Here is a 14,096-nt window from a genome sequence, read left to right on the forward strand (position 1 = left end):
ATTCTAAGTTAATTCTTCCTTGAATTAAAAAGGCGAAACCGAAGTTTCGCCTTTTTAAAGAATAAGTTAGCAACCAGCTAGAATATTTATTGCTCTAACAACAAACCAGTGATCGTCGCTATACCTGAACCGGTAGCACCTGCAGCCCACATACCACTGCTATGCTCGTTGTAACAGGCGGATAAATCCATATGCAACCACCCCTTTCCTTCATTGCCAACAAATCGTGCCAAGAAACCGGCAGCGTTACTAGCTCCGCCCATACCGCCACCTTTTTGAGTAGTACTGTTAGCCGTGTCGGCAAATGCAGATGGGCATTTAGCGCTATGAAACGTTTCTAATGGTAATGGCCAAGCGGGATCATTTTCTTTAGCGGCCACACTTTGTGCTTTAGCAATCATGTCGTTATCAAGAGCAAATAATGCATTATATTCACCACCAGTTGCCCCCATTGCGGCGCCTGTTAATGTTGCAGCATCAATAATCATTTCACCATTATATTCGCTGGCAGCAATTAAGCCATCTGCCAAAACCAAGCGACCCTCTGCATCTGTATTAGCAATTTCTACACTAACACCATTTTTATATTTTAAAATATCGCCAAGTTTATATGCATAACTACTCACCATGTTTTCTGCACAGCAAAGTATTAAGATAACCCGTTTACTTAAACCGGTTTTAATTGCCAATCCAAGAGCTGCGGTTACAGTTGCCGCCCCCCCCATGTCACATTTCATTGAAAACATACCAGCTGAAGGCTTAATGGAATAGCCACCAGAATCAAAAGTGATCCCTTTACCAACTAAGGTAGTAAAAATAGGCTCTTCAGTATTTCCGCTAGGGTTATAATCAACAATCAACATACCGGGATCATTAATACTACCTTTACCAACATTATAAATACCGGTCCAACCTTCCTGCTCTAAATTGTCGCCACTAATTATTTCTGCACTAACATGATCAGGAGCTAAATCCTTCAGATACATTAATGCACTCTGTGCTAATGTTTCTGGTACTAATTGTGATGGAGTTTGATTGATCAAATCGCGTGCCCAGGCATAAACACTTTGTTTATCTGTTAGGCGTTTAACAGTTGCATCATCACCGGTGAATTCAATGGCTTCTAACTTGCCAACCTTGCTAAAACCTTGTGCAAAGGCCCATTGGCTTAGCTCGCACCAATTGTCACCTTGTAAACTTGCGCAGCTAACCCCTAGAGCCTCTATTTTACGGCCCGCCTGTTGGATTTTTCGTAAGTTAAGTTTTGATTCTTCAACATATATATGGATTTCATCACCATGAAAACTAAGATTAGCCGACGCTTGCCAGTTATTTGGTTTGTTATTAGTGATTTTGATAATTGCAGATTGTGTCATTGCAGATCCTGTTAAATATTTTTATACCAATGTATGATAAGACAAGCTTATCAACTTTTCTATAGATACCCTTGCGTATAGCATAGCTCAGGAATTAAATTGCACTACCATCAGTTACAAATTGGCGAAACTTTTATCTCACGATCCAGCTATTATTTAAGTGAGCAAGAGCTTATTGAATTTGCTCAAAAATGGGATCCGCAACCATTTCATATTAATAAACAAGCTGCCGAGCAACATCAAATTGGTAGGTTATTCGCAAGTTCAGTGCATACCATAGCCATTGCAACAGCTCTGGCACATAAAACCCCATACTTTGAAATTGACGCAGTGGCAGGATTAGGAATAGACGAACTTAAAATGCTTAAACCAGTGTTCGCCGGGGAAACGTTATTTCTAAAAGTTGAACTTATTAATAAGCGTTTATCCAAGAGCCAGCCGAATAAAGGCATAGTCACTAAAAAAATGTTTATCACTAATCAAGATGAACAGTTGAAAATGACATTTTTATCTTCTGCTTTGGTGAATATTAGCAATGAAATTTGAGCCAGAAATTCATCCAGCTAAACTAATAAAGCGCTATAAACGCTTTCTTGCCGATATTGAATTACCAAATGGTGAAGTTACCACTATTCATTGCCCAAATACTGGTGCAATGACCGGCTGCGCAGAGCCGGGGTTCAAAATATGGTATTCATTATCAGATAATCCAAAACGTAAATACCCAGGTACGTTTGAACTAGCCCAGAATAACCAAGGGCATTTAATTGGTATTAATACCGGTAAGGCAAACCACTTAGTGGTTGAAGCAATAAAAAATAATAAAATCGCAGAATTACTTGGTTATCAATATTGTAAAACTGAGGTGAAGTATGGCAAAGAAAACTCACGTATTGATATTTGTTTAACCGGTGATAATCAGCCTGATTGTTACGTTGAAATAAAATCTACCACTTTGCTTATCGATAACTGTGGCTATTTTCCAGATGCGGTCACAGCTCGGGGCCAAAAACATATTAGAGAATTAATGTCCTTAATTTCTACAGGAAAACGTGCTGTATTATTTTTTTGCGTGCAACATTCTGGCATCAACAAAGTTAAAGTTGCTGATTTTATTGATGAAAAATATGCAAAGTTATTAAAAGAAGCAATAGAAGTTGGTGTTGAAATTTTATGTTATGGTTGTGATATTAACGAAAACGGCATAGAAATAAATAATAAGTTGAATTTTATTTTCAATTAAACCTTGATATTGAAATTTTAACCCCTATATAGCCAGTCTAACAGGATGTATCTTTAAAATAGACAAAGATATATCTGGTAAATGTAAGACAATCGTTGCCAGCTTAAAAACATTCTGTTATAGATATTCAATTAAATTTTAGCTTTTCGAATTAAGTAGTATTTAGGAGATTCGGCATGCCAACAAAGCAAGCAAGTCAAACAATAGGTATTTTGGCCTTAGCCGGTGTTAAGCCGTACGTAGAAAAAGCTGGCGAAGAGTACATGAACCCAGCGCAAGAAGAGCACTTTAAGAAAATTCTTGAAGCGTGGCGCGTGCAACTTCGTGAAGAAGTAGACCGCACTGTAACTCATATGAAAGATGAGGCTGCAAACTTCCCTGATCCTGTCGATCGTGCTGCACAAGAGGAAGAATTCAGTTTAGAGTTACGTACTCGAGATCGTGAACGCAAACTAATTAAAAAAATTGAGAAAACTCTACAATTAATTGAAGAGAGTGATTTTGGTTTTTGTAATACCTGTGGTATTGAAATTGGTATCAAGCGTTTAGAAGCTCGTCCAACAGCTGATTTATGTATTGAATGTAAAACATTAGCAGAAATTAAAGAACGCCAAATGGCTGGTTAATTCCTCAAAAATGCATTCTTTGCAAAATCCAATTACTCAACGGCCACCTAGCTCCTATCGTGGCCGTTTTGCTCCCTCCCCTTCAGGTTTACTTCATTTTGGCTCTTTAGTCGCCGCTTTAGGCAGTTATTTACAAGCTAAAAGTATGCAGGGTAAATGGCTAGTTCGTATTGAAGATATTGATAAGCCAAGAGAAATGCCAGGTGCTGACCAAGCTATTTTAACCACGTTAGACGCTTACGGTTTGCATTGGGATGAGCAAGTTCTTTATCAAAGCCAACAAGCACCTCTTTATTATGATGTGCTGGCCTATCTGAAAAACCAAGAGCAAAGTTATTACTGCCAATGTAGTCGTAGCCAAATAAAAAAAACTGGCGGTATTTATTTAGGCACATGTAAAACATTAAATCTTAATGCTGAAAACTGTGCTACCCGCTTAATTAACGTTTTTCCTTTTGCTGAATTTAAAGATGGTATTCAAGGTAAAGTAGCCGTAGATAAAGCTCTGGCAAGTGAAGATTTTATCATTCATCGCCGCGATGGCCTTTTTGCCTATCAACTTGCTGTTGTTATTGATGATGCTGTCCAAGGCATTACTGAAGTAGTTCGCGGCTGTGATTTATTAGAGCCAACAGCAAGGCAACTTACTTTGTTTAAAGCATTAAGCCTTACAGCACCAAGTTATGTTCATTTACCTTTAGCGGTTACTGAACAAGGATATAAATTAAGTAAACAAAACGCAGCGCCAGCAATCAATAACCAACACCCGCAACCGGCATTGATACATGCATTACATTTTTTAGGGCAAAATCCAGATAACGATTTAGAATTTGAATCAGTAGAAACAATTATAAATTGGGCAATTCAACACTGGCAGCTAAATAATATTCCCAAGCACCGCGAAATTATGCTTTAAAAGCAAGATAAGATACGGTTTTCGTTCTCTTTTTAAGCACTTTATTATATTATTGCGCCCTTATTCTATGCCTTAGCTACAATTATTAAGGAAACAGCTATTAACGCATTTACTAGGCTTATTAAATCAATGTTCGCTAAAGACAAAAAAGCAAACAAAAATAAAGCACAAAACTCAGATATTGAATTCCCAATTGTATTCAATCGTGGTGATCACAACATATCTCGTAAAGACTTCAGTGAGAATGCTCTAAAGGTACTTTATCGCTTAAATAAAGGTGGCTTTGATGCTTACCTTGTTGGTGGAGGGGTACGTGATATTTTGTTAGGTGAGCACCCAAAAGATTTTGATATTGCCACCAATGCAACCCCGGAACAAATCAAAAAATTGTTTAGAAACTGCCGTTTGATTGGCAGAAGATTCCGTCTTGCGCACATTGTTTTTGGCCGGGATATAATAGAAGTAGCCACCTTCAGAGGGCATCACGATAATGCCCCTAAAATAGCGCACACCAAAGCAAATAAAGATAAAATTGTTTCGAAGCAATCGGAACACGGCATGTTATTACGTGACAACATTTATGGCAGCATAGATGAAGATGCTGAGCGTCGAGATTTCACTATTAACGCGTTATATTATTCGATTAAAGATTTTAAAGTGTATGATTTTGCCAATGGTGTACAAGACATCAATGATAAAGTTATTCGCTTAATTGGTGATCCTGAAACACGGTATCGAGAAGATCCGGTACGTATGTTACGTGCCATACGATTTGCCACTAAGCTTGATATGACCATTGAAGCTGAAACTGAGCAACCAATTAAAGCCCTTGCGCCGTTAATGGCAAATATTCCTGCAGCACGCATGTTTGAAGAATATTTAAAGCTATTTCTTGGTGGTAAAGCTCAACAAAATTTTCACATGTTGGCGAAATACGGTTTATTGCAATATTTTTTCCCACATATTAGTGAAACGGTTAAACATGAGCCCGACTCAGATGCGGTTAAGTTTGTAGAAAGAGTTTTAATTAATACTGACAGGCGTATTAATGAAGGCAAACGCGTTACGCCAGCATTTTTATTAGCTGCTGTTATTTGGTATAAATTACAAAGCAGTGTTCAAGCGATTTTGGATAACTCGCCGACACCATACCAAGATGCATTTTTTGCAGCCATGAGTGAAACTATGGCTGAACAACAACGCTGCATTGCTATTCCAAAACGCTTTCAACAACCGATGAAAGACATCTGGTTCTTACAACAAAAACTCGACCGCAGAGAGGGCGCCAGAGCGTTTAAAGTATTAGAGCACCAGCGATTTAGAGCCGGCTACGACTTTTTGTTATTACGCGGTGAAGTAGAAGGTGGGCATTTAGCTGAACTAGCAGATTGGTGGACCCATTTTCAAGAAGCTGCGCCGGATACACAAGAGCAAATGCTCAAAGGTATAAAAGGCAATCGAAGTAACAAACGACGCTCTACCCGTAAGCGTCGTAAGCCAGTTAATAAAGAATAACAATACAAAAATGACAATTGTATATATTGGCCTTGGTAGCAATTTAGATAACCCTGACGTCCAAATAGAGCAAGCGCTTGCGCAATTAGGGCATATAGCTAAAACTGAATGTATTGCTGTTTCTTCGTTATACTCAAGCAAACCAATGGGACCGCAAGATCAACCTGACTATATGAATGCAGTCGCCTGTATTGATACTATACTATCACCTATTGAGTTACTCGATCAGCTGCAAGCGATTGAATTAGGCTTTGGCCGGATACGTAAAGATGAGCGTTGGGGGGCTAGAGTACTAGATCTTGATATTTTACTGTTCGCTGATGAGATAATTAATAGTGAACGCTTAACCGTTCCTCATTACGGAATGAAAGTTCGAGAGTTTGTTATTTACCCATTAGCTGAATTAAACCCTAACCTAATTCTTCCTGATGGAACAAAAGTAACCAGTTTACGAATGCAACTTGATGATAACGGCTTATTTGTTGTTCGCCAGTTGCAACTAAATTAATTCTATGACACTGTAGCAAAAATTAATTTCATGCGTTTATCGCATATTCTTACTTCGAGTTTAAAATAACTAATATGAGTAGAATTACCGTAAGCACCTTGCAAAAAATGAAGGATGCTGGAGAAAAAATTTCAACCATAACCGCCTACGACGCCAGCTTTGCTCGTCAATTCGATAATGCAGGTATTCATGCCATGTTAATTGGCGACTCTTTAGGTATGGTATTACAAGGCCAATCTGATACTTTACCGGTAACGGTTGAAGACATTTGCTACCACACCAGCTGCGTTCGCAACGGCGTAGATAACGCACTTGTTATTGCTGATCTACCATTTATGTCTTATGCCACACCTGAACAAACCTATGCTAACTCCGCTAAGCTAATGCAAGCCGGTGCAAATATGGTAAAACTTGAAGGTGGTGCATGGCTATATGATACCGTACGAGGTTTAGTTGATAGAAGTGTTCCTGTATGTGGTCACTTAGGGTTAACGCCGCAGTCAGTAAATGTATTTGGTGGATTTAAAGTCCAAGGCCGTGACTCTGATAAAGCTCAGCAAATGATAGATCATGCCAAAGGCTTAGAACAGGCAGGTATTCAATTATTAGTTTTAGAGTGTATTCCTACTGAATTAGCAAAAGCAATTACCGACGCGGTTTCCATTCCAACAATAGGCATTGGCGCTGGCAACGTGACTGACGGCCAAATATTGGTTATGCATGATGCCTTAGGTATCTCTTTTGGTAAAATCCCTAAGTTCTCGCGTAATTTCTTAGCCGAAACAGGAAATATTGAAAAAGCAGTAGAACTTTATATTAATGACGTAAATACAGGCGCTTTCCCAGGGCCTGAGCATAGCTTTAGTTAATTAATGAATATTGTTAGTGATATTACAGAATTACGCCAGCAAATAAATGAATGGCGTAAACAAGGCTTAAAAATTGCCTTTGTACCGACTATGGGTAACTTGCATGCGGGTCATATTTCCTTAGTAGCAGAAGCCCATAAACATGCGGATAGAATTGTTGCCAGTATATTTGTTAATCCAATGCAGTTTGGTGCTAATGAAGATATAGGCAATTACCCTCGCACCATGGAAGATGATAAGCAAAAACTTGTTAACGCCAAAACCGATTTATTATTTACCCCTACCCCTGAAATTATCTATCCGAAAGGCTTAGATAAACAAACCTATGTAGAGGTGCCAAACGTATCTGATGGTTATTGTGGTGAGTCACGTCCGGGTCATTTTCGCGGTGTATCGACAATTGTTTGTAAGCTATTTAATTTAGTGCAGCCTGATATTGCTTGTTTTGGTTTAAAAGATTATCAACAAGTACAAGTTATACAAACCATGGTTGAAGATTTATCTTTACCGATTGAAATTATCCCTGTAGCAACCATGCGTGAAGAGTCTGGACTAGCGATGAGTTCGCGCAACAATTACTTATCAACTGATGAAAAGAATGTTGCCGCACATCTACATAAAGCGTTGAGTTGGTTAGCTGAACAATTATTGATTAATAAAGATTATAATGCCCTAACCGAAACAGCAATTAAGACGATAAATGCAGCGGGGATGAGAGCTGATTATATTCATATCTGCCACGCTCGTACGCTGAACCCCGCGACTATTGATGATACAGAAATAGTCATTTTAGCTGCGGCACATTGTGGCAAAGCTAGATTAATTGATAATATCCAAGTAAATTTATAGTGACTTTAGAAGGCATAGCCTTCTAATTTATCACTTTAGCTAATACCTGAGGCAAAAACTGTAAACTCTCTGCAGCAAGCTGTTTTTGTTCTTTCAATACTTCCTGCAATATTGCATCAGTGGTTAACGGATTAGCCAGCACAACCCTGAATACTAATACTTTTCTGCCATGATAATGGCTCACTTCAATTCGAGTACGTGAAACGAAAGACTTACCCGCTTCACGTTGACGCTTTTGAATAAACTTAGTGAGTTTATCTAAAATGACATTAATTTCTTCTTGTTGCTTTCTATCTGCATTCTGCAAGAATTGTTGTACTGCCTGTGGCACATATCGATAGGTAAGCAAACACAATTCAGGTTCGGTCAGCAATTCAAAATCATCATCGGCTTTAATTAACTCAGCAAAATAATGTGCCTTTTCTATGCTTTGATTTACCAATAATTCATAACCAGGGCGCGAAATTATATGCATACTTGCGTATACCATCATCGCCATACCCGGGCGAGAACCTTCAAGAGTATGACTGCCTAAATCTTTCGAACCTTTACGTAGGATATACTCTGCATGATGTTCGATTGAAGCGACAGATTCCGGGTTTTTAAAAACCACCAGTCCAGCTCCCATAGGTACATACATTTGCTTATGCGCATCAATAGTTACTGAATCAGCAAGTTCAACACCATCTAATAAAGAGCGGTATTTATTCGAAAGTAAAGTAGCGCCGCCCCAAGCTGCATCAACATGAAAATGACAATTAAATTGTTGAGCAATGCCGGCCATCTCTCTAAGTGGATCAATGTTACCAGTTTCAGTAGTACCTGCTACCCCGACAATACTCATCACTTTAATATTTTTTTGCTCCAGGCGAGCACACTCTTGCTCTAATTCCTGGCAATCGATACGGTTGTTAGAGTCGGTTTTAATGGCAATTACACTGTCACGACCTATGCCTAGAATGTCTGCAGCCTTTTTAAGTGAATAATGCCCGCGCTCAGAAACTAAAATTGCTAAGCCTTCATAGCCGTAGTGTTTTAGAGCCTTAAACAATCCTTCTTTACCTACACCTGAAAAAACGCCGTCTGCTTTTAAAAGGTTGTTACGAGCAACCCAAAGAGCGGTAATGTTTGCCACGGTGCCACCGGAACAAAATGCTCCTAATGAGTGCTGTGCACTGTGCATCCATTGCTCATAAAAACTGTCATTTTGTTGATACACCATACGATGCATCATCCCCAACACTTGTCGCTCTAGCGGAGTAAAGGCTTTTGATGTTTCAATTTTAACCAGATTTTGATTCAAACCTGTCATTAACTTTGCTAACGGTAAAACAAAATAAGGCAATGCCGATGTCATGTGACCAATAAAGCTTGGCGCTGAAGTATGCACTGATTGAGAAATAAGTTTATCGAGTAAATGATGAGTGTGATCTGATACGTATTGCGGTTGCTCTGGTATTTGCGAGCTGGCAAAGTCTTTTTCTATTTCAGTGAGTGGTTTTTCGGTGGCAACAATATGATTACCTAAAAAGCCATTTAGGTTTTGCGAGATCTCTGCTTCAATACGACCTAAAGTAGAATCGGGGGCTTCCGGAATCGTAAATATTTGATGTAATGATTCAAGCGTTGCTTGAGCTTCGCGTTTTTTATTAGTCATAAATTACCAAAATAAAACCAGTTATTATTTCCTAGTTTAAATTTTAATCCTCAGATTAGTACGCTGAACTTTAATAAATATTAGCCGAAATGTCTTCTACTTTAAGCGTAATAAATGAAACAATTGGTTAAATACTATAAATTTGCCGTTAATGACCAGCACTGCTGTCCGCTTGCTTGGTACTTAGCTTCAAAAGGGGTTAAACTTTCTGCGGCTTGGTCTACTTCATTTAAAGAAGAGTTTATATTTGCAATGGCTAACGCCGCTTGAAACTCTTCTAAATACAAACGCCAGTTACTTCTTAGCTCTAACTGCTTGCCGATTTTAAAAATGTAAGGAAAAACTGCACTACCATGCCAACGCCGTTTTACATGTTTTGCTTTCGGCCAAGGATTTGGATATAAAATGTAGTGCTTTTCAACCGGCCAATTAGCGGCAAAAACGAGTCGATAAAAGTCATTAAGATCAGCTCGAACTAGATGAAAGTTATCGACTTGCCATTTTTCTTCAACATTCCTGGTAATACGGTTATCCGACTTATCCACACCTATCACCAAAGCATTAGGATTTTGCTTGGCAATGATGCGTGAGCTTTGCCCTACTCCACAACAAGAATCAAGGATAACAGGCCCAACAAATGCCTTAACCAAGCGATCGATCTCTTCAAATGCTAATCGAGTGTGTTCTGATATTGGCTTTTGAAAGTCTGTAGTTAAATGAGTATTAACAATATCAGCCAGCTTTTCATGTATACCTGGCTGGTTGGTAATAATTGCTTTTGAATCACCAAATGACATTAGCTACGAAGTCCTATGCCTTTAGTGATTAATACCATTGCCACCGTATAAAGGGTAATAATAAATACAGAAATCACACTAAATGCTACGGTTAATGACACGTCGCTTATCCCTAAAAAACCATACCTAAAAGCATTTACCATGTATACGATTGGGTTAATTTGTGACACACCCTGCCAAAACTCGGGCAGTAAAGTAATAGAATAAAAAACACCGCCCAAATAGGTTAGGGGCGTTAAAATAAAAGTAGGTATAATTGAAATATCGTCAAAGCTGTTAGCAAAAATAGCATTTATTAAGCCACCTAAAGCAAACACTGCAGAAGTTAACATCACGGTGATAATAATTACTGCGACATTATGAATTTGGATATCAACAAATAATAATGAAATCAAAGTTACAATCAAACCAACTAAAATACCACGCGTCATACCGCCACCAACATAACCGGCAACAATAACCCAGTTAGGCACTGGCGCAACTAGCATTTCTTCAACATTTCGTTGCCATTTAGCGCTAAAAAAAGATGAGGCGACATTCGAATATGAATTGGTAATAACCGACATCATAATTAATCCAGGTACGATAAACGACATATAGTCAAAACCGCCCATTTCACCAATACGAGAGCCAATTAATGAACCAAATATGACAAAATATAAACTGATGGTAATTGCCGGAGGTACAAGAGTTTGCACCCAAATCCGCAAAAATCGGTGTACTTCTTTATGCAAAATACTAGTTAAAGCAATACGGTTTCTAAAAGTAATCATTATTAACTAGCCTTCACTGATTGTTCTACGTTATTTGCTACTAAGGTAACAAATAGTTCTTCAAGGCGGTTAGATTTGTTACGCATACTTTGCACGCTTATCCCTTGTGTGGTTAATTCATTAAATACTTCATTTATCGATTGAGTTTTATCAACATCAACTTCAATGGTATGGTTGTCTATTAACCTAATAGGATAATTTTGCAATGATGGAGCTTGCTCGGTTGGTTTAATATCCAACACAAAAGTTTCGATATGCAATTTGGATAATAAGGCTTTCATACTGGTATTTTCAACAATTTTACCATGGTCAATAATAGCAATATTACGACACAGCATCTCAGCTTCTTCAAGGTAATGCGTAGTTAAAATGATGGTAATTCCTTGCGAGTTTAGTTCGCGCAGGTAGTCCCACATATGACGACGAAGTTCTATATCCACACCTGCAGTTGGCTCATCAAGTATTAAAACTTGCGGTTCATGCATAAGGGCTCTGGCAATCATCAGGCGTCGCTTCATTCCTCCAGAAAGGTTACGCGACGGTTCATTTCTTTTTTGCCAAAGATCGAGCTGTTTAAGATATTTTTCGGCACGCTGATTGGCAATTTTACGTGGTACACCATAATAGCCAGCTTGGTTTACTAATATTTTTAATGGTGCTTCAAACTGATTAAAATTAAATTCCTGTGGCACTAAACCAAGAAAACTTTTCGCTAAATCGAGTTCTTTTTCAATATCATGGCCAAACACCTTCACTAGGCCTTCGGTTTTATTTACCAACGATGTAATAACGCCAATAGTTGTCGACTTACCAGCGCCATTTGGACCTAACAATGCAAAAAAATCGCCTTTCGACACTTCTAAATCAAGGCCTTTTACAGCTTGAAAGCCGCCTTTATATGTTTTTTTTAAGCCGGAAATTTCTAGGGCTAACTGCATCTTAATTACCTTAATATTGAATGGCGACGGATAAATTTCCATCTCAGGTAGAGCTGATATATGGGCAATCACTCAAATATCAATGTATTATAGCAATTGGATAATAGAATAATGCTATAAACAAAGTAACGAAATGATACTCGATAAAAAACAACTGATAAATGCCATTATCATTCAACTTGAAGAAGAGTTAAAAAATGCGATTAATTCTGCTGAGATGGCAAGGTTAGCAGCCACCGATGATCAAAGCGTAGCTGAAACTCAATACGATACACTGGGATTAGAGGCATCCTATTTAGCTCATGGCCAATCAGAAAGAGCAGAACTAATTAAGCGTCAAATTGAACAATATCAGCATTTCTCCATTAATAATTTTAATGAAAATGATGAGATAGACATTGGTTGTATAGCAACGCTTAGGGCTATAGAAAATAATGCTGAGCTATATTATTTTATTGGCCCAAGTGCAGGAGGGTTGAAACTTAAGTTTAATGGCATTCATATAACATTAATAACTCCTCAAGCACCTGTTGCTAAGGAGTTATTAGGTAAATTTCAATTGGATATAATTACGTTACCAGGTCCAAGAGCCAAGCAGTTGGAAATTGTAGAAATATTTTAATTCGAATTAGTTAAGTAAAGCTCTGAGCTTTTCTATATCAACAGTTTTCTCGTCAACTTTTAAATATGCAACGGAATCAGAGTAAACTATTGTCGATTCTAAAACACCAGACATTTTTGATAATTGCTGTGCTAATTGCTGTGCATGCTGCTCATCGGTGAAGCTAACATTATAACTAATACTCTTAGAGCGTTTTACCTCGCTCATCCCCAAGGCAATAACAAACCAAAGCAATAACAATCCCGCACTGAATAAAAACACACTAGCTTGGTCAAAATAGGTTTGAATTAAACCACCAAATAAGCCACCAATAAATGCACCGAAAAATTGGCTACTCGAATATACGCCCATTGCAGAGCCCTTTTCACCTGCAGGAGCAATACGCGATAATGTTGATGGCATAGTAGCCTCTAAGTAATTAAAGGCAATAAAAAACATTACTACAAAAGCAAACATCAAATAGAAATCATCATGTTTTAGCCAAAGCAATAACAGACTAAGGGTCATTAAAACAATAGCGCTACAAAATACTAATTTTTCTTTATTTTTCTTAATAGCCCAAATCATAAATGGCACCATCAATGCGAAAGAAATTAGCAATGCAGGTAAATATAATTGCCAATGGTCACTAACAACAAACCCAACATTTGTGAGCATTAAAGGTAATGAGACAAACATCGCGGTTAGAGCTAAATGAAGAATGAACACACCTAGGTTTAAGCGTAATAACTGCGGCTCCTTGATCAGCTTGCCAAGTTTTGTTGGCGATGCAACTAAATCACCTTTAGGTGCCGTATTTATTGAGTTAGGTACTACATATACGACTAACAGAATACCAACGACCGAGAATATAGCAGTAAGATAAAATAAACCAGCTAAGCCAAAACTGTCAGCGACTAGTGGCCCTAACACCATTGCAACTGCAAAGGATAAACCAATGAACATGCCTATTGTAGCCATAACTTTAGGGCGTTGCTCTTCTCTACTTAAATCTGCAGCCAAAGCTAATGTTGCGCTGGCAATAGCGCCCATCCCTTGTAATGCTCGACCAAACACTACTCCATAGATAGTGTCTGCCATTGCGGCCACGATACTACCAATACAGAAAACGACCAAGCCAGAAATTATCACCGGCTTGCGACCAAATTTATCAGACAGAATACCCATAGGTATTTGCAGTAATGCTTGGGTAAATCCGTAAGCGCCAATTGCTAAGCCTAACCATATTGGGCTATAGCCTTCTAGGTGAACGCCATAAATAGCAAAGACGGGCAAGATCATAAATAAACCAATCATCCGCATGCCAAAAACTGTAGCTAAGGACAAAGAAGCTTTCTTTTCAATACTGTTTAAACCGGTAACATTCATACTTGTATCATTTGGAGAATAAAAACACGTTATTTTAAC

General features: G+C 38.3%; 15 protein-coding genes. 9 read left to right on the forward strand and 6 right to left on the reverse strand.

Annotated elements, in window-relative coordinates:
- Positions 1-86: 86 nt before the first annotated feature.
- Entirely contained in the window at positions 87-1,376 is a 1,290-nt protein-coding gene (pepB, locus tag RI844_RS11295) for an aminopeptidase PepB (protein ID WP_348394781.1), read from the reverse strand.
- Between the two features lie 99 nt (positions 1,377-1,475).
- Here pepB and RI844_RS11300 point away from each other — a divergent pair, with 99 nt between their 5' ends.
- The 8 genes from RI844_RS11300 to panC all read left to right on the forward strand — a co-directional run bounded on the left by RI844_RS11300 (position 1,476) and on the right by panC (position 7,902).
- Positions 1,476-1,922 carry a MaoC/PaaZ C-terminal domain-containing protein gene (locus RI844_RS11300; RefSeq protein WP_348394782.1) on the forward strand — a complete coding sequence of 149 codons (447 nt, stop codon included), beginning with the start codon at positions 1,476-1,478 and terminating at the stop codon, positions 1,920-1,922.
- Positions 1,912-2,619 carry a DNA/RNA nuclease SfsA gene (sfsA, locus tag RI844_RS11305; protein ID WP_348394783.1) on the forward strand — a complete coding sequence of 236 codons (708 nt, stop codon included), beginning with the start codon at positions 1,912-1,914 and terminating at the stop codon, positions 2,617-2,619. The genes RI844_RS11300 and sfsA overlap by 11 nt, the downstream gene beginning before the upstream one ends.
- 176 nt (positions 2,620-2,795) lie before the next feature.
- Positions 2,796-3,245, forward strand: a complete 450-nt coding sequence (dksA, locus tag RI844_RS11310; RefSeq protein WP_348394784.1) for an RNA polymerase-binding protein DksA — start codon at positions 2,796-2,798, stop codon at positions 3,243-3,245.
- 10 nt (positions 3,246-3,255) lie between these two features.
- Positions 3,256-4,161, forward strand: coding sequence for a tRNA glutamyl-Q(34) synthetase GluQRS (gene gluQRS, locus RI844_RS11315; RefSeq protein ID WP_348394785.1), 906 nt, complete (start codon positions 3,256-3,258; stop codon positions 4,159-4,161).
- Positions 4,162-4,290: 129 nt separating this feature from the next.
- Positions 4,291-5,676: a polynucleotide adenylyltransferase PcnB gene (gene pcnB / locus RI844_RS11320; protein WP_348394786.1), complete on the forward strand. Its 1,386-nt coding sequence runs from the start codon at positions 4,291-4,293 to the stop codon at positions 5,674-5,676.
- A 10-nt stretch (positions 5,677-5,686) separates the two neighbouring features.
- Positions 5,687-6,184, forward strand: a complete 498-nt coding sequence (gene folK / locus RI844_RS11325; RefSeq protein WP_348394787.1) for a 2-amino-4-hydroxy-6-hydroxymethyldihydropteridine diphosphokinase — start codon at positions 5,687-5,689, stop codon at positions 6,182-6,184.
- Positions 6,185-6,258: 74 nt separating this feature from the next.
- Positions 6,259-7,053, forward strand: coding sequence for a 3-methyl-2-oxobutanoate hydroxymethyltransferase (gene panB / locus RI844_RS11330; protein WP_348394788.1), 795 nt, complete (start codon positions 6,259-6,261; stop codon positions 7,051-7,053).
- Positions 7,054-7,056: 3 nt separating this feature from the next.
- Positions 7,057-7,902, forward strand: a complete 846-nt coding sequence (gene panC, locus RI844_RS11335) for a pantoate--beta-alanine ligase (RefSeq protein WP_348394789.1) — start codon at positions 7,057-7,059, stop codon at positions 7,900-7,902.
- 22 nt (positions 7,903-7,924) lie between these two features.
- On the opposite strand, the gene panP is transcribed toward panC, so the two are convergent.
- The 4 genes from panP to RI844_RS11355 all read right to left on the reverse strand — a co-directional run bounded on the left by panP (position 7,925) and on the right by RI844_RS11355 (position 12,067).
- Positions 7,925-9,559 (reverse strand): pyridoxal-dependent aspartate 1-decarboxylase PanP, encoded by a 1,635-nt coding sequence (gene panP, locus RI844_RS11340; RefSeq protein WP_348394790.1) that lies wholly within the window; start codon positions 9,557-9,559, stop codon positions 7,925-7,927.
- Between the two features lie 134 nt (positions 9,560-9,693).
- Positions 9,694-10,356, reverse strand: coding sequence for a tRNA (guanine(46)-N(7))-methyltransferase TrmB (gene trmB / locus RI844_RS11345; protein WP_348394791.1), 663 nt, complete (start codon positions 10,354-10,356; stop codon positions 9,694-9,696).
- Complete coding sequence (locus RI844_RS11350) at positions 10,356-11,129, reverse strand: ABC transporter permease (RefSeq protein WP_348394792.1); 774 nt, start codon at positions 11,127-11,129, stop codon at positions 10,356-10,358. The genes trmB and RI844_RS11350 overlap by 1 nt, the downstream gene beginning before the upstream one ends.
- 2 nt (positions 11,130-11,131) lie before the next feature.
- Positions 11,132-12,067: an ABC transporter ATP-binding protein gene (locus RI844_RS11355; RefSeq protein ID WP_348394793.1), complete on the reverse strand. Its 936-nt coding sequence runs from the start codon at positions 12,065-12,067 to the stop codon at positions 11,132-11,134.
- 133 nt (positions 12,068-12,200) lie between these two features.
- On the opposite strand from RI844_RS11355, the gene RI844_RS11360 reads away from it, so the two are divergent.
- A complete protein-coding gene (locus RI844_RS11360; RefSeq protein ID WP_348394794.1) occupies positions 12,201-12,689 on the forward strand; it encodes a hypothetical protein in 489 nt (162 codons plus the stop codon).
- Positions 12,690-12,695: 6 nt separating this feature from the next.
- On the opposite strand, the gene RI844_RS11365 is transcribed toward RI844_RS11360, so the two are convergent.
- On the reverse strand, positions 12,696-14,057 hold the full coding sequence (locus RI844_RS11365; RefSeq protein ID WP_348394795.1) for an MFS transporter: 1,362 nt from the start codon (positions 14,055-14,057) through the stop codon (positions 12,696-12,698).
- Between the last annotated feature and the right edge of the window lie 39 nt (positions 14,058-14,096).

Origin of the sequence: Thalassotalea fonticola (assembly GCF_032911225.1) — a bacterium.
In the GTDB taxonomy this organism is placed as follows: Bacteria; Pseudomonadota; Gammaproteobacteria; order Enterobacterales; family Alteromonadaceae; genus Thalassotalea_A; species Thalassotalea_A fonticola.